A 17,342-nucleotide genomic window follows, 5' to 3' on the forward strand; every position below is an offset into this window, starting at 1 on the left:
ATCTTTATTCTGGATCCGCTCTAGAAGAGAGAAGATACCGCCATCCCGGATCGACTTCCATATCCCAACCCAGATTCCACCAGAGGCAGCATGAGCAACGACAACTCCGCCACAAACAATGCCCAGAACCCCGCCGCAAAACTGTGGGGCGGCCGCTTCAGCGAAGCCACCGATGCGTTCGTGGAGCGCTTTACCGCCTCGGTGATGTTCGACCAGCGCATGGCTCTGGAAGATATCCAGGGCTCCCTGGCCCACGCGCAGATGCTGTCGGAAGTGGGGGTTTTGACCGCGGACGAGTTCAAACAGATCGAGGGCGGCCTGAAAGACATCGCCGAAGAGATCAAGGCCGGCGAATTCCCCTGGTCGGTAGAGCTCGAAGACGTGCACATGAATATCGAGGCGCGCCTGACCAACCGCATCGGCGCCACCGGCAAGAAACTGCACACCGGCCGCTCGCGCAACGACCAGGTCGCAACCGACATTCGCCTGTGGCTGCGCAACCGCATCGACCTGATTGCCGGCGAGCTGACCCGCTTGCAAACCGGCCTGGTGGACCTGGCAGAAAAAGAAGCCGACACCATCATGCCCGGTTTCACCCACCTGCAGAGCGCACAGCCGGTCACCTTTGGCCATCACCTGCTGGCCTGGAATGAAATGCTGACCCGCGACTACGAGCGCCTGATGGACTGCCGCAAACGCGTCAACCGCTCGCCGCTGGGTGCGGCTGCGCTGGCCGGTACCAGCTACCCGATCAACCGTGTGCGCACCGCCGAGCTGCTGGGTTTCGATGCCCCCACCGAGAACTCGCTGGATTCTGTCAGCGATCGCGACTTCGCCATCGAATTCTGCGCGTTCAGCGCGCTGCTGCTGACCCACCTCAGCCGCGCCAGTGAAGAACTGGTGCTGTGGACTTCCAGCCAGTTCAATTTTATCGACCTGCCGGATCGCTTCTGCACCGGCTCCTCGATCATGCCGCAGAAGAAGAACCCGGACGTGCCGGAGCTGGTGCGCGGTAAGACCGGCCGTGTGAACGGTCACCTGATCGCCCTGCTGACCCTGATGAAGAGCCAGCCGCTGGCCTACAACAAGGACAACCAGGAAGACAAAGAGCCGCTGTTCGACGCCGCCGACACCGCCCTCGACTGCCTGCGCGCTTTTGCCGATATGGCACCGGCGCTGAAGCCGAAGAAAGAGAACATGCTCGCCGCGGCCGGCAAGGGCTTCTCCACGGCCACCGACCTGGCGGACTATCTGGTGCGCAAGGGCGTGGCCTTCCGCGATGCCCATGAGATTGTCGGTCAGTCCGTGGCGTTTGCGATCGAGAAGGATTGCGACCTGGCCGACCTGAGCCTGGCGGAATTGCAGAAGTTTTCCGATGTGATCGGCGATGACGTCTTCGACGTGCTAACCCTGGAGGGCTCTGTCGCTGCCCGCGATCATATCGGCGGCACCGCGCCGAATCAGGTGCGCGCCGCTTGCGGTCGCGCGCGTGCACTGATCGCATCGCGCTAACGCCATACCAGCGGGCCGCAAGGCCCGCTGCCACTATTCACCATAATTCATCCCAACCGCCGCCACTTTCCAGCTTCCGTGACCCGCTAGACTTCTCCCGATAAAAAGAACCAATCACAGGGAAAGTCCAACCATGCGCAAATACCTGCTGCTCGGCGTCATCGCGCTCCTCATCGCCGTTTACCTCACCAACGCCTCCTGGCTCGCGGAACAGCGCCCGGGCAAACCGACGCTGATTGCACACCGCGGCGTCTACCAGACCTACAACCGCGACAACCTAGGCCGCGACGACTGTACTGCCACCCGCGTGTTCCAGCCCGAACACGAATACCTGGAAAACACCATCGCCTCCATGCACGCCGCCTTCGATGCCGGAGCGGATATTGTCGAGATTGACGTGCACCCCACCACCGATGGCGAGTTCGCCGTATTCCACGACTGGACCATCGACTGCCGCACCGAGGGCAAAGGCACCACTCGCGACCATCCGATGAGCTACCTCAAAACCCTGGATATCGGCTACGGCTACACCCCGGACGGCGGCAAGACGTTTCCCTTCCGCGGCAAGGGTGTCGGGCTGATGCCGACGCTGGAGGAGGTGTACAGGACATTCCCGGACAAAAAATTTCTGGTAAATATCAAAAGCGGCCGTCGCAAGGAGGCGGTACAACTGCACCGGTACCTGCGCCAGCGCCAGTTGCCGACAAGCGGGCCGCTACTGGTCTACGGCAACGAAAAAGTGATGGCGAAAATGCGCGAGCTACGCCCCGATGTGTGGAGCTTCAGCCGCGAGAGCGTCAAAAACTGCAGCTACCGCTATCTGTTTCTGGGGTGGACCGGGTATGTACCAGAAGCCTGCCGCAATGGCGCGGTTGTGGTACCAAACACCTGGCAGTGGGCTCTGTGGGGCTGGCCGGATCGGTTTATGCAGCGCATGGACGATGCGGGCGCAATGGTGATGGAGCTGGATTTCGCCGGGCGCGGACGCGGATTCCACGGCATCTACAAAACTGAAGAGCTGGATTTTCTGCCAGCGGACTATCGCGGAGCCCTGTGGGTGGAAAAGATAGAGGTAATCGGGCCTTACGCAAAGACCAGGTTCGACTAGAAGAATTAGGGGCTTTACAGCCCCAGACTGACGTTACTGCCCTGCTGCTCGCTCAGCACCCGATCCAGCAGCGTCGGCAGATCTTCGCCAGTGGTGGAACACTTCCAGCCCGCTTTATCACCGGAATTGTCGAAACTCAGGTGGTAGCCCCCGGAGCGCGCCGCCACCCACAACTCCTGCACCGCGCTCTGGCGCGACAGAATCACCTGGGTACCGTTGTCTTCCAGGGTAATCGTCAGCACCGCGTCCGCGCGCTCGTAATCCATATCCACCTCACACTCATCCAGTGCGTCTTCGATGGCGATCAGGGTTTCTTCAATCGCAGCGTTATAGGCAGCCTGACTCATAATCTGATTACTTCTGTTACTGTGTTGCTCAAGGGCCGGGGTCGCTATACTAGCAGGCTTTTCCAGTCTTCTCGTCCCGCGTTGCGGCAGGAATTTTCGATGCGCACACAACTGATTTCCGTGGCACTTCTGCTCACCTTTGCCGGGCTGGTCACCGCCTGTGGACAAAAGGGCCCACTCTATCTGCCCCAGGACCCCGCGCGCCCCGCAACCAGCGCCCCCGTTGCGCAGCCGCAGGGCTCGACGAATCCGACCCAGGCCGGCCAGGAGCAGCGCGAGCAAGACGAAAGCGAACAAAAAACCGACCAGCAACTTCAGCAATACACGGAAGCAGAAGCAGTAACCAAATGAGTGAATTCCACTACCAGCAGGGAAGCCTGTGGGCCGAGGGCGTAAACCTCGAGCAGATCGCCGAGCAGTTCGGCACTCCCACTTACGTCTACAGTCGCGCCCACTTCGAGCGCCAGTACCAGAGCTATGCCGACGCCCTTGGCGAGCACCCCGGGCTCATCTGTTATGCGGTCAAGGCCAACAGCAACCTCGGGATACTGTCGGTGCTGGCCCAGCTGGGTGCGGGTTTTGACATTGTATCCGCCGGCGAATTGGAGCGGGTACTGATGGCCGGCGGCGATCCCGCCAAGGTGGTGTTCTCCGGCGTCGGCAAAACCGCCGATGAAATGCGCCGCGCGCTGCAACTGGGGGTTCACTGCTTTAATGTGGAATCCGAAGCGGAACTGGATCGACTGGATGCGGTGGCGGCGGAGCTGGGCGTGATCGCGCCGGTGTCCCTGCGGGTAAACCCGGACGTGGATGCCAAGACCCACCCCTATATTTCCACCGGCCTCAAGGAAAACAAATTCGGCATTGCCATCGAGCGCGCCCCCGAGGTGTATCGCAAGGTGGCGGCCTCGGCGAACCTGAACGCCGTCGGCGTGGACTGCCATATCGGCTCCCAGTTGACCGAAATCACCCCTTTCCTGGATGCGCTGGATCGCCTGCTGCTGCTGATCGACCAGCTCGCCGAAGACGGCACTGTGCTCAAGCACCTGGACCTGGGCGGTGGCCTGGGCGTGCGCTACCGCGGCGAAGAGCCGCCGGAAGTGAGCGATTACCTGGGCGCAGTTAAAGAAAAGCTCGCCGGGCGCAACCTGGCACTGGTGCTGGAACCCGGCCGCTCGATTTCCGCCAACGGCGGCGCTCTGCTGACCCGGGTGGAATTCCTCAAGCGCACCGAAGAGCACAACTTTGCCATCGTCGACGCGGCCATGAACGACAACCTGCGCCCGGCCCTGTACCAGGCCTGGCAGGATATCGTCGCGGTGACCCCGAGCAATGGCGAAACCGAGAGCTGGGACATCGTCGGCCCGGTGTGTGAAACCGGCGACTTTCTCGGCAAGCACCGCCCGCTGGCGCTGGAGCAAGGACAACTGTTGGCGATGCTGTCTGCCGGCGCCTACGGTTTCACCATGAGTTCCAACTACAACTCCCGTACCCGCGCCGCAGAGGTGCTGGTGGACGGCGACAAAACCTATCTGGTGCGGGCCCGCGAAACCTTCGCGGATCTGGTGCGCGGGGAATCCCCGGTACCGGCCAGGGATTGAGTGGAAAAAACGGAATGCGCCTGAAATTCACCAAAATGCACGGGCTCGGCAATGACTTTGTCATGCTCGACGCCATCACCCAGCGGGTCAAACTGTCGCCGGAGCGGGTGCGCCAGATCGCCGACCGCCATACCGGCATCGGCTGTGACCAGCTGCTGCTGGTGGAGGCGCCGCGGGATCCGGACGTGGATTTCCGCTACCGCATTTACAACTCCGATGGCAGCGAAGTGGAAAACTGCGGCAATGGCGCCCGCTGTTTTGCCCGCTTCGTACGCGAGCGGCGCCTGACCAGCAAGGAGAACATCCTGGTGGAAACCGCCGCTGGCATTCTCGAACTGAAGGTCCAGGATGGCGATCTGGTGAGTGTGGATATGGGCGCACCGATACTGGATCCGCAAAAAGTCCCGTTCGACGCTGATATTCAGGCCGAGTCTTACCCCCTGCAGGTAGACGGCGAGACCTATACCATCGGTGCTGTGTCCATGGGCAACCCGCACGCGGTGCTGCTGGTGGAAGATGTGGACACCGCCCCGGTGGAGTCCCTGGGCGCGGCCATCGAGTGCCACCCGCGCTTCCCGCAAAAAGTAAATGTGGGCTTTCTGCAGATCCAGGACAGAAAGACCGCCCGCCTGCGCGTGTTTGAGCGCGGCGTCGGCGAAACCCGCGCCTGCGGTACCGGCGCCTGCGGTGCCATGGTGGCCGCACGTCTGCGCGGCCTGGTGGATGAAGAGCTGCAGATCACCCTGCCCGGCGGCACCCTGACGATCCACTGGCCGGGGCCCGGCGAGCCGGTTACCATGACCGGACCCGCAACCGCGGTATATCACGGACAGATAGTGCTCTGACAAAAACTCCCGGGCTCAGCGATACCACCACAGGGCATCGCCCGCAGCAGCCGACGGGATCAGCCGGTGGAAATGACAATGACCGACCACAGCGACGCAACCCTGATCGACAGCACCGTCGAGGCCAACCTGGAAAAACAGGTAGCCGCCGACAGTGAAAACCAGCGTAACAAAAAGCTGCTGGCGCGACAGGTGGCCCGCTACCTGATCCAGAATCCCACCTTCTTTGCCGAAAATATGGAGCTGCTGGAAACCATCCAGCTGCCAAAGGAAAACGGCAAGACGGTGTCGCTGATGACCCACCAGACCAACCTGCTGCGCGAGCGCAATATCGAAATGCGCCAGCGCCTCGACCAGCTGCTGCAAAACGCCCGCGACAACGACCAGCTGTTCCTGAGCAGCCGCCGGCTGGTACTGGCACTGCTGGAATCCCGCACCGTCGCCGAGGCCGGTAAGGCACTGCTGACCAGCTTCCAGCAGGAGTTCAAAGTCGAAGTCACCGCACTCACCCTGTTCGGCCCCCTGCCGGGTTCCGGCAAGTATCTGGGCGATGTGCGCAGCAGCTCCCGCAGCAGTGCGGAAACTTCCATCGGCTCAATACTGCGCAACGGTCGCACCGTCTGCGGCACCCTGCGCCCCACCGAAACCGCCTACCTGTTCGGCAAGGATGCGGACCGCGTCGCCTCCGCCGCAGTTGTGCCCCTGGCAAACCAGCTGGGTATTCTGGCAGTGGGTTCCAGCAACCCCAATCACTACCGCTCCAGCCTGGACACCCTGTTCCTGTCCTATATCGGCGAAATTCTCGAGCGGCTGCTGCCGGATCTGCTGGCGCGGAGCTGATCCCCGGTGCAGCTGACGGCAGCAACGGACGCCTTTCTGCTGCACCTGCAGCACAAAAACCTGTCTGCCCATACCTTGAGCGCCTATCGCCGCGATCTGGAAAAGCTGCAACAGCTGGCGGACCAGGAGCAACTCGACGACCTGCGCCAACTGGATCAAATGCGCCTGCGCAGCTGGCTGGCGCAACTGCACCGCGGTGGCCTCTCTCCCAAAAGTCTGCAGCGCTGGCTATCGGCAGTGCGCACCCTGCTGCGCTATTGCATGCGTGAAGGCTGGCTGCCGGCAAATGTGGCGGAAGGCCTGCGTGCGCCCAAGGCGGAAAAGAAGCTGCCCAAGCTGCTGGATGTGGATGCCGCCGCGCAATTTGTGGAAAGCCCCAGGGAAGCGGGGGCAGAAAATACCAATGAACTGCTGAGCCTGCGCGACAGCGCCATCCTGGAACTCTTCTATAGCAGTGGACTGCGCCTTTCCGAGTTGACCGGCCTGAACTGGCAAGACCTGGACCTGAAAAGTGGCGAGGTCCGGGTCACGGGTAAAGGCGATAAAACCCGCCTGTTGCCCGTAGGCCGCTACGCGCGTGAGGCGCTGCACGCATGGCACCTGCAGGCTCCCCCGGCGCAGGCAGACAGCAAAGGGGCAGCCCCGGTGTTCACCACCGCCAAAGGCAAGCGTCTCAGCAACCGCGCAGTTCAGGCGCGCCTGGCCCACTGGGCCAGAAGCGGCGGCGCAGACCAGCGGGTACACCCGCACATGCTGCGGCACTCCTTCGCCAGCCACATGCTGGAATCCAGCAGTGACCTGCGCGCAGTGCAGGAGCTGCTGGGCCACGCGGACATCAGCACCACCCAGATTTACACCCACCTGGATTTCCAGCACCTGTCCCGGGTCTACGACCAGGCACACCCGCGCGCGCAGACATCGGACGACGATTGATACGGTAACCGGGTAGCGGCCTAAAGCGGCGAGCGGGGAATGCGCCAGATGGGGCGGGAGGAGTCGGCAGGAATGGAATTGAACAGAATTGCTTGAAACTGGACCCCGGCCGGAACCGGGGGACGCTTCAATTGCCGTCATGCCGGCGGCTGCCGGCATCCAGTTTTACCTCTTGGTCCAGTCCACTAGATGGGCCGACTGCCGTACTTCGGCTGCGGCTTGCGTGGTGGGTCTGCAGTGACTTCCGGTGCTATCTCGTTGATGGCACCGCCCTGGGCGAGGAAGGCCTCGACCTCGGAACTCAGTTGACTGCGGGCCCGCTGACGGGAGGTAATAGTGCGCTCTTCGCTAAACTCATCCGAGTCTTTTGCTCGAGCGCTGGACTGATCGTCTTTCATGTTGATTTACCCTGTAACTTGATACCCCTGTTACAGAGGGAATACCCCTGCTGCCGCTACCGTCTCCCGGAAAACGCCGTTTAGTCCCGGCCGATTTATTCGGGCGATCCTTCATTGCCATGATGGCAACACAGAATCTGCAAATAAATTCCGCCGGGCAGAAACTTTCCTGCGGCGAAATATTTATAGGCAGTGTCCAAGCAGCCTGCCAGAAAAGGTTCCCGTATTTGGTAGAGTTTTTTCAGCCGGTTTTAGGCCAATTTATTGCTGTTGGTTATGCTTTTTTTCCCGCCAGGGTTTTGAACGCCATCACGTCGCCCAAAGCATTCCGATGCCATTCGAACAAAAAACCTCCGCACAAATTTTTTACGGGCACAAAAAAGCCCCGCAAGCGGGGCTTTGAAAACACTGTGTCGGATTCTTTGATCAGACCGCTTCGCTGCCGGTTTCGCCGGTGCGGATACGGATGACTTCTTCGAGCGCAGTGATAAAGATTTTGCCGTCACCGATTTTACCGGTCTGGGCAGCCTTGGTGATGGCTTCGACGGCGCTATCGACCATGCTGTCGTCCACCGCCAGTTCCAGTTTCACCTTGGGCAGAAAGTCCACCACGTATTCGGCGCCACGGTACAGCTCGGTGTGACCTTTCTGACGGCCGAAGCCTTTGACTTCGGTCACGGTCATGCCCTGCACGCCGACTTCGGACAGCGCAGTGCGCACGTCGTCCAGTTTGAATGGCTTAACGACAGCCGTAATCAATTTCATTGACTTATCCCCTGATTATGTTTCTTGCGGGCACCGGCCCAGAACTGAATCGGCGCCGGAAGATTCTTGTTGCCGCCGGTTCCAGGGACAAGTCCTAAAACCCGGCGGCGATATTATGAGCGCTTATTTGCTCATAAATTCCGGATAAGCTTCCATTCCGCACTCGACCAAGTCAACACCTTGCTGCTCTTCTTCTTCGCTGACGCGAATACCGGTGATCAGCTTGAGGGCAAACCAGACTGCGAAGGAGGCACCGAATACCCATACGAAGATGGTGGCAGCGCCGATCAGCTGGCCGCTGAAGGAAGAACCGTCGTTGGTAACCGGTACCAGCAGCAGACCCAGCAGACCAACTACACCGTGCACGGAGATGGCGCCAACGGGATCATCGATCTTCAGCTTGTCCAGGCCAACGATGGAGAAGACCACCAGTACACCACCCAGGGCGCCGAACAGGGTTGCCTGCAGGGCAGTCGGCGTGGAGGGCTCAGCAGTGATGGCCACCAGGCCAGCCAGGGCGCCGTTCAGCAGCATGGTCAGGTCGGCTTTGCCGAACAGGATGCGACCGGTGATCAGTGCAGCAACGGCACCACCAGCGGCAGCGGCGTTGGTGTTCAGGAACACCATGGCTACGGAGTGTGCATTGGCAGCATCGCCCAGTTTCAGAACGGAACCGCCGTTGAAGCCGAACCAGCCCATCCACAGGATGAAGGTACCCAGGGTCGCCAGCGGCAGGTTGGCACCGGGGATGGCGTAGATTTCGCCATTCGGGCCGTATTTGCCTTTACGCGCGCCCAGTAGCAGTACGCCCGCCAGAGCAGCGGCAGCACCCGCCATGTGCACGATGCCGGAACCGGCGAAGTCGGAGAAGCCCAGGTCGCCCAGGTTGAACATGCCGAATACATCCGCACCGCCCCAGGTCCAGGAACCTTCCAGCGGGTAGATAACCCCGGTCATCACTACCGCGAACACCAGGAAGCTCCACAGCTTCATGCGCTCGGCAACAGCACCGGAAACGATGGACATGGCAGTTGCCACGAAGACCACCTGGAAGAAGAAGTCGGAAGCGCCGGAGTAAACGGAGTCACCATCGAAACCGTTCTCTGCGGAACTCGCCAGAACGCCTTCGAGGTCAAACGCCTCGATACCGTTCAGCAACCAGCCACCGTCGTACATGATCGCGTAACCGCTGATCAGGTACATGATGCTGGCAATGGCAAACAGCGCCACGTTTTTAGTCAGAATTTCCGTGGTGTTTTTGGAACGCACCAGGCCCGCTTCCAGCATGGCAAAGCCAGCTGCCATCCACATGACCAGTGCACCGCACACGAGGAAATAAAATGTATCAATTGCGTACTGCAACTGAAAAATTTGATTTTCCATTTTTCGCTCCGTTTAACCCAAACTTTCCCGAGTCGCCCCGGCAGTTTTCTGTTTATTGATCAAAGAATCGTTTTAGCAATCTGTTCTGTTTTTAGATCGCTTCCGCGCCGGTTTCACCGGTACGAATGCGGATTGCCTGCTCAAGGTTTGCAACAAAGATCTTGCCGTCGCCGATCTTGCCGCTCTGCGCCGCAGAACCGATGGCTTCCAGCACGGCGTCTACCTGGCTGTCATCAACGGCGATCTGCAACATGGTTTTGGGCAGAAAATCCACTACATACTCCGCTCCACGATAGAGCTCGGTATGGCCTTTCTGCCGCCCAAAACCTTTTACTTCGCTAACAGTAATGCCACTAACACCGGCTTCGGCCAGCGCGTCGCGCACTGCGTCAAGCTTGAAAGGCTTGATGATTGCGGTTACCAGTTTCATGGTCTCCCCCTACGATAAAGCCCACTCTGGGAGCGGGCTCGGTTAGTTATCCGGTTATTACCAGCTGTAAGAAGCGCCGGCGAGTACGGTGGGCTCACACCAGTCGGTGAAGAAGCATTCTTCGTCACTGACATCGGTGCCCACCAGGGAGGCGCTCAGGGCCAGGCCACCGAACTCTTTACCGACGGACACTGAGTAGTCGATGTAGGAATCCGATCCATTCAGGAAGATTTCTTCATCAAACAGGTTCAGGCCGGCGCTCAGGTCGAGCGCGATATCGTTCGGCAGTGCGAAAGAGTAACCAGCACTCAGGTAGTAAAATTCACCGGCCTGGTACCAGTAGTCGTCAGAGTATGCGAAGCCAACAGACGCATCGCCGAAGCTCAGGCTGCCGTACACTTCCTGGTAATCTTCATCCTGGTCGCTGCCGTGGTAGGCGTAGTAGATGTAGCCAACGTCGTAGCCAACACCACCGGCGGTTTCACCCGCATAGCCGCCGTAGAAATCCTGCTCGAATTTGGTTTCATCGGCACCGTAGTTGAAGTCAACCTGGGAAGCCCAGGTACCCAGGTAAACACCGTTACCCATATCCAGATCCACACCGCCCTGAATCGCAGGGCCGCTATCGGTCTGGGAAACACCGCGGAAGCGGTAGTCGCTGACGACGCCTACATTGGCACTGAAGCTGGGACCAGAATCTGCCGCAGTAGCAGCGCTGGAGATCGCCATCGCCAGTAAACTTCCTGATACAGCGGCGGCAATTTTATTATTCAATTTGATTCCCACTTTTTGGTTCTCCTAGATCTCTGTGTGAAATGCTCGTCATTTATTTTTGTAAGCGGCTCCGACTTCGCCGGGGACACGGCACTCGCCGCGTTCGCCCAGGCACTTCACTGAAGACCTATCCCCTGCCGTCATTGCCAGGGCGATTCGCATCACACTACTTGCAGAGTTAGTGCCAACTTTTGAAAGAGATTGGAAAATCAAAGGGTTAGCGCGAAATACGGGGGTTTTCACGGCCTTTTTGACCGAGCGCCCACAATCGCTGCGCAAAAACAGTGCGCACCAAAATGGAACCCGCACCGCAATCGGGCACCGGATGATTGGGAATGGAGCCTGCGAACCAAGACGGAGCATGACTTTTACGCCTTGGTGGCAAATACCGGCTGCGGTACTATTTGCCGCTACAGAAATCGAATTTTTTAGTGGAGAATTGCGCTTGGCCGCGGATAAATTGCAACAGTTATTAAGTGAGCTGCAACAACAGGGGGCAGTAATCAGCAGTGACCTGCGCGACGCTTTGGAAGTCGCGATGGGCAAGCTGCCACTGGTCAGCCAGCGGGAATTTGACCTGCAGGCTGCCAAACTGGCGCGTGCCGAGGAAAAGCTCGCGCAGCTGGAGCAGCAGATCAAGGATCTGGAGGAGCGCCTCAGCGCCCAGTAAGCGCTCGCGCGACAGGGCAAGTCGGCCCCAAATCGACATCACACAGAACGTCAGGAAAGACCGTTTTTCAGGGAAGAAAATGAGCCTATCCATTACCTACGCCCGTGCCCAGCTGGGCATACAGGCACCCCTGGTGACCGTGGAAACCCACCTCGCCAATGGATTGCCCGCATTCAATATTGTCGGCTTGCCAGAGGCCGCGGTGCGCGAGAGTCGCGACCGGGTGCGCAGCGCCATCGTCAACAGCCACTTCGAGTTCCCCCAGCGGCGCATTACCGTGAATCTTGCTCCCGCCGACCTGCCCAAGGCCGGCGGGCGCTACGATCTCGCCATCGCCCTCGGCATCCTCGCCGCTTCCGGGCAGGTGCCGGGAGATGCCCTGGGGCACTACGAGTTTATCGGTGAGCTGGCGCTATCCGGCAGCCTGCGCCCGATTCCCGGCGCCCTGCCCGCCGCCATCGCCTGTCGCGACAGCGGCCGCACCCTGGTTACTGCCATTGAATCCAGCGCCGAGGCCGCGCTGATCGATACCCCGGTGAAATCCGCCACTTCACTGCTGCAGGTGTGCGCACAACTGCACGGTCGCGAACCCCTGCCGGATGCCCAGCAATCGACCGAGCAGGAAACGGTGGTGTGCGCGGATCTGGCCGACGTGCGCGGGCAGCTGAAGGCCCGCCGTGCACTCGAGGTGGCCGCCGGTGGAAACCACAATCTTTTGTTTTACGGGCCACCGGGTACCGGCAAAACCATGCTCGCCAGCCGGCTGCCCGGCATACTGCCGCCGCTGACCGAGAAAGAGCTGGTGGAAGTGGCCGCACTCTATTCCAGCGCCGGTCTCTCGCGTATCCGCCAGCGCCCCTTTCGCGCCCCGCACCACTCCGCCTCCCCCACCGCGCTCGTCGGCGGCGGCAGTAATCCGCGTCCCGGGGAAATCAGCCTGGCCCACCGCGGCGTGCTGTTTCTGGATGAAATGCCGGAGTTCCCGCGCTCGGCGCTGGAGATACTCCGCGAGCCGCTGGAAAACGGTGAGGTGCGCATTTCCCGCGCCCGTGCCCAGGTCACCTTCCCGGCTAACTTTCAACTGGTTGCCGCCATGAACCCCTGTCCCTGTGGCTACCTGGGAGAAACCCGCTGCCGCTGCACTCCGGACCAGATTGATCGCTACCGCAACAAGCTCTCCGGGCCGCTGCTGGATCGCATCGACATGCAGGTGGAGGTGTCCAGCATGAGTGCCAGCCAGCTGCAGGATTCACCGCCGGGGGAAAGCTCCGACACGGTGCGCGAACGGGTAGTTCGCGCGCGGGAAATCCAGTTGCAGCGACAGGGAAAAATCAACGGCGACTTGCAGGGTAGCGAGCTGGACGCGTTCTGCCGCCTGGGTAATCAGGAAGCGGCGCTACTGCGCGCCTCGGTGGAAAAGCTCGGCTTGTCTGCGCGCAGTTACCACCGGGTATTGAAAGTGGCGCGCACACTGGCGGATTTGAGTGGACAGGAACACATCGGCACGGCACAGATTGCCGAGGCGCTGGCCTATCGCAATCTGGATCGCAAAAGCGTCATGCCGGCGTAGCAGGTAAATATTCGCTCGCGCGCAAGCGGTAAAGGACGTGCTCCTGCATCGGATGCCCCGACGGCAATGCAGGATGGAAAAAATTATCGCCCTGCCGCATGCCAAGTTTTTCCATCACACCACGGGAGCGCTTATTTCCCGGGACGGTGAAGGAAACAATTTCCGCGAGACCGAGTTGTTCGAATCCAACAAGTAAGCTCGCGCGGGCGGCCTCGGTTGCGTACCCCTTGCCCCAGAATGGCGCTGCGATACGCCAGCCAATTTCCACCGCCGGCGCGAATGGCATATCGTCGGTCACATTTTTAATACCGATAAATCCCATAAACTGCTGATCTTCCAATCGCTCCAGCGCCCAGAATCCCCAGCCGTACTTTTCGATATGCGCGATCTGACGATTGATACCCGCATCGCTTTCCGCACGGCTCAACAAGGCCGGGAAAAATTCCATTACCCGCGGATCTGAATTCATTGCAGCAAACGGCTCGCGATCCGATTCCTGCCACTGACGCAGTAGCAGCCGTTCGGTTTTCGGCTGAATCGGGGTGACCATTGCTCAGTGCTTCCGTTGTTTTTCCAGCTGCTTTTCCAGCACGATCTCTGCCTGTACCGCGTAGTCGGCACAGTCCATTCGCTTTTCCTGCTGCGCCACTTCTCCGTACTGCCAGCCGCTGGCTCCCGGGTGCGGTGTCAGCAGCAGGTCACAGGGCAGATCGCGCACTTTGGCAAAAGTCTGACGGAAGTCGTGCAGCAATTTCGGATAGCGGGGATTGTCCTGAAGTTGATAGCCGGGTGCGGTCAGGCTGTCGACATAGGCCACATCAACCTGTTTGCCTTTGCGGCGGTCTTGCCAGGTCCAGGCCATACTGCCGGGTGTGTGACCGGGAATAAAATGTACGCGAAATTCCATCTCTCCCAGCACCAGGCTTTCGCCATCCATCAAGTAGCGATCGACCGTGACTGGAGGAAACAGCAACGCATCACCAAAGTGAATATCTCCGGCACCCCCATTGGCCAGCAGATGCGCGGACTCGGCATTACTCGCGAGCTTGGCGCCAGTTACCCGCTTGATCTCGGCCAGCGGCCCGGCGTGATCCGCGTGACCGTGGCTGTGCAGAATCCACTTGAGGTCTTGCGGGTTTACGCCCAGCTTTTGCATATTCGCCAGCAATTGCCCTGCCGCTTGCGGCATGCCGCCATCAATCAACAGGGCACCCGCGTTTGTCTTGACCAACAGCGCGGTCAGTTCCTCAGTGCCTATTTGCCAGCTGTGATCCGAAATCTGCAGGGGCATGACCGGGGTTCGCCAGGCTTGAGGCACCTCGTAGGCTTTCAATTGCGGTAATGGCTCCGCGGCCATTGCAGTGCTCATGCTGCTTGCCAGCAGTGTCGGAAGCAAAAGCAGCCTGCGCAAAAGGGCGTTCATTCCCATGTTAAATTTCCATTTCCAGTATTTCTTTTGCTGATGCGGTCATGAAGTGGCACAGCTCTAGACCTTCAAATGGCTCCGGATAGTCGCGCCGCTGAAAGCCGATTTTTTCATACAGCGCCTGCGCCGGCCGATTGTTTTTCAATACAAACAGGGAGCATTGGTCTGTCGCCAGCGCATTGCACCCCTGCTTTGCCAGAAGCCGAATCAGGGATTTACCGATTCCGCAGCCACGCGCCTCCGGTGCCACAATTAATCGTCCCAAGTGGCAGCGTTCCAGGCGACGGTAGAACTGGCCGAATGCCAGCAGCTTTCCTGCCACACCCTGCAATACAAAACTCGGCAGCTTCTGCCAACTGCAGTCTTCAGCGAAGCTCTGGGTATCAAAGGGGTAGCGAAAGAATGGTCCGCCCCACTCTCGGCACTGGGTTTCGGATTGAATCCACTTCATCAATACCGGGATGTGCTCCTGTGTACAGGCCGCCAGCTGCAATCGGTGAGTTTCCATTAATCTGCCCGGTTTTCTCTCAGGTTTTGTGGCGTCTTGCCTGCATCAGCCAGCGATCCAGTTGATCGGCAAAGGCCTTGCGCTCCTGCTGCCCCAACGGCGGCGGCCCACCGGTATGTACCCCGCTGGAGCGCAGGGTTTCCATAAAGTCGCGCATGTTCAGGCGCGCGCGGATATTGGCCTTGGAATATTTTTCACCGCGGGGGTTGAGGGCAGTGGCGCCCTTATCGATCACTTCCGACGCCAGCGGAATATCTGCGGTAATAATCAGATCGCCTTCACTGCAGCGCTGCACGATTTCGTTGTCGGCGACATCGAAGCCGGAGGTGACCTGGACCGCGCGGATAAATTTTGACGGCGGCACCCGCACATACTGGTTGGCCACCAGGGTCATTTCCGTTTCGGTGCGCTCGGCGGCGCGAAACAGGATTTCCTTGATGACCGTGGGACAGGCGTCGGCATCGACCCAGATTTTCGGCATTAATGGTGATCTCGCGGTTGATGGTCGACGGGGGCGCCCTCGTCGCATTTTTTGCAATCGAGCCGGTAACCCAGCATTTGCTGGCGGCCTTCGATGGAGGTAACCCACGGACGATTTTGCCACGGTGGATCGTGCCGCACATGCTGGTTATGACCACAGGCCAGCTGTGCCACCCAGTGGTCATCTTCGTCGCGGTGATAACCGGTGATGGGTTGGAGCATAAAAAAGGCACCTCAATTGAGGTGCCTTTATAGACAAATTATCCGGCCAGGTAAAAAGTTAATCCGCTACTTCGCGACCGCCGCCTACCTCCGCTTTATTGCGCTCCTGCTCGCCCCCCTGCGCTTGTGTACGCCATTTGGGCAGGCTGCCGTTGATGCACACCAGCAGGAATATCGCCGCACCCAGCGCGGTCCACACGTCGAACATCGCCAGCATATAGCCCGTAATCAGCGCGCACACCATTTCCAGTGGTTTCTTCACCAGCGGTACCGCCACAAGGATGCAGGCAAATGCCGTCAGTGCCAGGGTCAACATCAGCGCAATGCTCATCAGCGGCTTAATCAGGCTGATCCAGGGCCAGCACAGGTAGATAAACGGCAACCCGAACACATAGTAGGAACCGATACCGCTGCGCAGGTTGCGCACCTTGTCGCGGCCAGTGCCCCACGCCTGCACAATCACCGCATGTACGCCGGTCCATAGCACGCCCTGGAAGGGAAACAGCGGCGCTATGACCGCAGACACGCCATTGCGCGCGGCAACCGCCACCTGAGTGCGTTCAAAGTCGAGGTGTACCGGATCGTCGCTGCGTGCCGGCTGGGCACTGCGGATCATCTCTGAGCCGGTGATAAAGTCGCCAAATACGATGACGTAGGCCACAAACGCCAGAGGCAAAACCTCGAGATACATGACCGCGGGCGGCCAGCCAATCGACAGCGGCGACACCTTGGCGAGCATTTCCGGCACCGGTGGCAGCAGCCAACCCCATTGAATCGTGAATTGCACTTCCCCCACTGCCAGGCCCACAAAGGCCGCCGCGAGAAAACCTGGCAACAGGCCGAGGCTGCAGATGGCATCCACCAATGGGCTTTTGGCCCGCAGCCTCTGAATCGGCCCGGAGAAGGTGAACAGCAATGCTACCAGCAGAGCAGCAGTGGCACTGATCGGATGGCTCTCGAACAACGCCACGTCTTTCACGAATACCCGGTCCAGCGCCGAGATGGCAGCGCCGAAGATAATTCCCGCCTTGAGTGCCGCCGGCAGCGACGCCATCACCCGGCGCGACAGCCCAGTCAGGCTGAAGAACAGCAGGATAGCCGCGAGGCAGAGCGACAGTGCGGTCATCGCCTGGAAACGCTCGGGGCCCTCGGGATAACTGCTGACAATGAACGTCAGCGCGAGGGGGAAAGTCGGCGTCAGCATACCCGGGGCAAAGGGCTCACCGAACAGCAGGAAGGAGGTGCACAACACGGTATTCGCCAGCATGATCAGCGCTACCGCTTCTTCGAAGCTGAGACCGAAGTAGCCGATCAGTACCGGTGCCATGATCATGCTGGTGCCGCTGGCGACTACCAGACCCTGAATCAATTGCGAGGGCACTACTTTCAGATGCAGGAAGGGTATACAGAGGTTGAAGGGTCCCCAGCGCCAGCCACCGGCCCCATTACGGGTGCCGGCACTGACACCCGGTTCTTTCTCGGGCGTCGTATTCATCGCTAAGCTCTCGTTATTGTTTTCTATCGCTTTGA

Annotated in this window: 21 protein-coding genes; 9 read left to right on the forward strand and 12 right to left on the reverse strand. The window is 59.7% G+C overall.

Annotated elements, in window-relative coordinates:
- The first annotated feature begins 90 nt into the window (after positions 1-90).
- Together argH and GRX76_RS01840 are read left to right on the forward strand one after the other, a co-directional pair.
- Positions 91-1,512, forward strand: coding sequence for an argininosuccinate lyase (gene argH, locus GRX76_RS01835; protein WP_160151737.1), 1,422 nt, complete (start codon positions 91-93; stop codon positions 1,510-1,512).
- A 133-nt stretch (positions 1,513-1,645) separates the two neighbouring features.
- On the forward strand, positions 1,646-2,620 hold the full coding sequence (locus GRX76_RS01840) for a glycerophosphodiester phosphodiesterase family protein (protein ID WP_160151738.1): 975 nt from the start codon (positions 1,646-1,648) through the stop codon (positions 2,618-2,620).
- A 14-nt stretch (positions 2,621-2,634) separates the two neighbouring features.
- On the opposite strand, the gene cyaY is transcribed toward GRX76_RS01840, so the two are convergent.
- The gene (gene cyaY / locus GRX76_RS01845) at positions 2,635-2,967 is read right to left on the reverse strand and encodes an iron donor protein CyaY (RefSeq protein ID WP_160151739.1); all 333 of its coding nucleotides are present in this window, start codon (positions 2,965-2,967) and stop codon (positions 2,635-2,637) included.
- A gap of 99 nt (positions 2,968-3,066) precedes the next feature.
- On the opposite strand from cyaY, the gene GRX76_RS01850 reads away from it, so the two are divergent.
- From GRX76_RS01850 to xerC, 5 genes are all read left to right on the forward strand, one after another.
- Complete coding sequence (locus GRX76_RS01850; RefSeq protein WP_160151740.1) at positions 3,067-3,318, forward strand: lipoprotein; 252 nt, start codon at positions 3,067-3,069, stop codon at positions 3,316-3,318.
- On the forward strand, positions 3,315-4,568 hold the full coding sequence (gene lysA, locus GRX76_RS01855; RefSeq protein WP_160151741.1) for a diaminopimelate decarboxylase: 1,254 nt from the start codon (positions 3,315-3,317) through the stop codon (positions 4,566-4,568). Before GRX76_RS01850 ends, lysA begins: the two co-directional genes overlap by 4 nt.
- 14 nt (positions 4,569-4,582) lie before the next feature.
- Positions 4,583-5,413 carry a diaminopimelate epimerase gene (gene dapF, locus GRX76_RS01860; RefSeq protein WP_160151742.1) on the forward strand — a complete coding sequence of 277 codons (831 nt, stop codon included), beginning with the start codon at positions 4,583-4,585 and terminating at the stop codon, positions 5,411-5,413.
- A 78-nt stretch (positions 5,414-5,491) separates the two neighbouring features.
- Positions 5,492-6,253, forward strand: coding sequence for a DUF484 family protein (locus GRX76_RS01865; RefSeq protein WP_160151743.1), 762 nt, complete (start codon positions 5,492-5,494; stop codon positions 6,251-6,253).
- A gap of 12 nt (positions 6,254-6,265) precedes the next feature.
- The gene (gene xerC / locus GRX76_RS01870) at positions 6,266-7,186 is read left to right on the forward strand and encodes a tyrosine recombinase XerC (protein WP_305075902.1); all 921 of its coding nucleotides are present in this window, start codon (positions 6,266-6,268) and stop codon (positions 7,184-7,186) included.
- Between the two features lie 185 nt (positions 7,187-7,371).
- On the opposite strand, the gene GRX76_RS01875 is transcribed toward xerC, so the two are convergent.
- From GRX76_RS01875 to GRX76_RS01895, 5 genes are all read right to left on the reverse strand, one after another.
- Positions 7,372-7,584 (reverse strand): hypothetical protein, encoded by a 213-nt coding sequence (locus tag GRX76_RS01875; protein WP_160151745.1) that lies wholly within the window; start codon positions 7,582-7,584, stop codon positions 7,372-7,374.
- A gap of 426 nt (positions 7,585-8,010) precedes the next feature.
- Positions 8,011-8,349: a P-II family nitrogen regulator gene (locus GRX76_RS01880; protein WP_043319767.1), complete on the reverse strand. Its 339-nt coding sequence runs from the start codon at positions 8,347-8,349 to the stop codon at positions 8,011-8,013.
- 123 nt (positions 8,350-8,472) lie between these two features.
- Positions 8,473-9,732: an ammonium transporter gene (locus GRX76_RS01885; RefSeq protein WP_160151746.1), complete on the reverse strand. Its 1,260-nt coding sequence runs from the start codon at positions 9,730-9,732 to the stop codon at positions 8,473-8,475.
- Between the two features lie 91 nt (positions 9,733-9,823).
- Entirely contained in the window at positions 9,824-10,162 is a 339-nt protein-coding gene (locus GRX76_RS01890) for a P-II family nitrogen regulator (protein ID WP_160151747.1), read from the reverse strand.
- 57 nt (positions 10,163-10,219) lie between these two features.
- The gene (locus tag GRX76_RS01895) at positions 10,220-10,948 is read right to left on the reverse strand and encodes a TorF family putative porin (protein WP_255461847.1); all 729 of its coding nucleotides are present in this window, start codon (positions 10,946-10,948) and stop codon (positions 10,220-10,222) included.
- Between the two features lie 349 nt (positions 10,949-11,297).
- Here GRX76_RS01895 and GRX76_RS01900 point away from each other — a divergent pair, with 349 nt between their 5' ends.
- Both GRX76_RS01900 and GRX76_RS01905 read left to right on the forward strand, forming a co-directional pair.
- Positions 11,298-11,606, forward strand: coding sequence for an accessory factor UbiK family protein (locus GRX76_RS01900; protein WP_236250511.1), 309 nt, complete (start codon positions 11,298-11,300; stop codon positions 11,604-11,606).
- Between the two features lie 79 nt (positions 11,607-11,685).
- Positions 11,686-13,176 (forward strand): YifB family Mg chelatase-like AAA ATPase, encoded by a 1,491-nt coding sequence (locus tag GRX76_RS01905; protein ID WP_160151749.1) that lies wholly within the window; start codon positions 11,686-11,688, stop codon positions 13,174-13,176.
- Here GRX76_RS01905 and GRX76_RS01910 read toward each other — a convergent pair.
- The 6 genes from GRX76_RS01910 to GRX76_RS01935 are packed head-to-tail and all read right to left on the reverse strand — an operon-like array spanning position 13,163 to position 17,307.
- Complete coding sequence (locus GRX76_RS01910; RefSeq protein WP_160151750.1) at positions 13,163-13,726, reverse strand: GNAT family N-acetyltransferase; 564 nt, start codon at positions 13,724-13,726, stop codon at positions 13,163-13,165. The genes GRX76_RS01905 and GRX76_RS01910 overlap by 14 nt on opposite strands.
- Positions 13,727-13,729: 3 nt before the next feature.
- Positions 13,730-14,599: a subclass B3 metallo-beta-lactamase gene (gene bla / locus GRX76_RS01915; protein WP_201276955.1), complete on the reverse strand. Its 870-nt coding sequence runs from the start codon at positions 14,597-14,599 to the stop codon at positions 13,730-13,732.
- 7 nt (positions 14,600-14,606) lie between these two features.
- Positions 14,607-15,110, reverse strand: coding sequence for an N-acetyltransferase (locus GRX76_RS01920; protein WP_160151752.1), 504 nt, complete (start codon positions 15,108-15,110; stop codon positions 14,607-14,609).
- Between the two features lie 19 nt (positions 15,111-15,129).
- Positions 15,130-15,591, reverse strand: coding sequence for a YaiI/YqxD family protein (locus GRX76_RS01925; protein WP_160151753.1), 462 nt, complete (start codon positions 15,589-15,591; stop codon positions 15,130-15,132).
- Positions 15,591-15,812 (reverse strand): DUF3565 domain-containing protein, encoded by a 222-nt coding sequence (locus GRX76_RS01930; protein WP_160151754.1) that lies wholly within the window; start codon positions 15,810-15,812, stop codon positions 15,591-15,593. Before GRX76_RS01930 ends, GRX76_RS01925 begins: the two co-directional genes overlap by 1 nt.
- Positions 15,813-15,870: 58 nt before the next feature.
- Positions 15,871-17,307: a hypothetical protein gene (locus GRX76_RS01935; RefSeq protein ID WP_160151755.1), complete on the reverse strand. Its 1,437-nt coding sequence runs from the start codon at positions 17,305-17,307 to the stop codon at positions 15,871-15,873.
- Positions 17,308-17,342 lie beyond the last annotated feature (35 nt).

The sequence above is a fragment of the Microbulbifer sp. ALW1 genome, assembly GCF_009903625.1.
Taxonomy (GTDB): Bacteria; Pseudomonadota; Gammaproteobacteria; order Pseudomonadales; family Cellvibrionaceae; genus Microbulbifer.

Coding starts and splice junctions, on each gene's coding strand:
- argH (WP_160151737.1), top strand. CDS start 91: ATGAGCAACGACAACTCCGCCACAAACAATGCCCAGAACCCCGCCGCA.
- GRX76_RS01840 (WP_160151738.1), top strand. CDS start 1,646: ATGCGCAAATACCTGCTGCTCGGCGTCATCGCGCTCCTCATCGCCGTT.
- cyaY (WP_160151739.1), bottom strand. CDS start 2,967: ATGAGTCAGGCTGCCTATAACGCTGCGATTGAAGAAACCCTGATCGCC.
- GRX76_RS01850 (WP_160151740.1), top strand. CDS start 3,067: ATGCGCACACAACTGATTTCCGTGGCACTTCTGCTCACCTTTGCCGGG.
- lysA (WP_160151741.1), top strand. CDS start 3,315: ATGAGTGAATTCCACTACCAGCAGGGAAGCCTGTGGGCCGAGGGCGTA.
- dapF (WP_160151742.1), top strand. CDS start 4,583: ATGCGCCTGAAATTCACCAAAATGCACGGGCTCGGCAATGACTTTGTC.
- GRX76_RS01865 (WP_160151743.1), top strand. CDS start 5,492: ATGACCGACCACAGCGACGCAACCCTGATCGACAGCACCGTCGAGGCC.
- GRX76_RS01875 (WP_160151745.1), bottom strand. CDS start 7,584: ATGAAAGACGATCAGTCCAGCGCTCGAGCAAAAGACTCGGATGAGTTT.
- GRX76_RS01880 (WP_043319767.1), bottom strand. CDS start 8,349: ATGAAATTGATTACGGCTGTCGTTAAGCCATTCAAACTGGACGACGTG.
- GRX76_RS01885 (WP_160151746.1), bottom strand. CDS start 9,732: ATGGAAAATCAAATTTTTCAGTTGCAGTACGCAATTGATACATTTTAT.
- GRX76_RS01890 (WP_160151747.1), bottom strand. CDS start 10,162: ATGAAACTGGTAACCGCAATCATCAAGCCTTTCAAGCTTGACGCAGTG.
- GRX76_RS01900 (WP_236250511.1), top strand. CDS start 11,298: ATGACTTTTACGCCTTGGTGGCAAATACCGGCTGCGGTACTATTTGCC.
- GRX76_RS01905 (WP_160151749.1), top strand. CDS start 11,686: ATGAGCCTATCCATTACCTACGCCCGTGCCCAGCTGGGCATACAGGCA.
- GRX76_RS01910 (WP_160151750.1), bottom strand. CDS start 13,726: ATGGTCACCCCGATTCAGCCGAAAACCGAACGGCTGCTACTGCGTCAG.
- bla (WP_201276955.1), bottom strand. CDS start 14,599: ATGAACGCCCTTTTGCGCAGGCTGCTTTTGCTTCCGACACTGCTGGCA.
- GRX76_RS01920 (WP_160151752.1), bottom strand. CDS start 15,110: ATGGAAACTCACCGATTGCAGCTGGCGGCCTGTACACAGGAGCACATC.
- GRX76_RS01925 (WP_160151753.1), bottom strand. CDS start 15,591: ATGCCGAAAATCTGGGTCGATGCCGACGCCTGTCCCACGGTCATCAAG.
- GRX76_RS01930 (WP_160151754.1), bottom strand. CDS start 15,812: ATGCTCCAACCCATCACCGGTTATCACCGCGACGAAGATGACCACTGG.
- GRX76_RS01935 (WP_160151755.1), bottom strand. CDS start 17,307: ATGAATACGACGCCCGAGAAAGAACCGGGTGTCAGTGCCGGCACCCGT.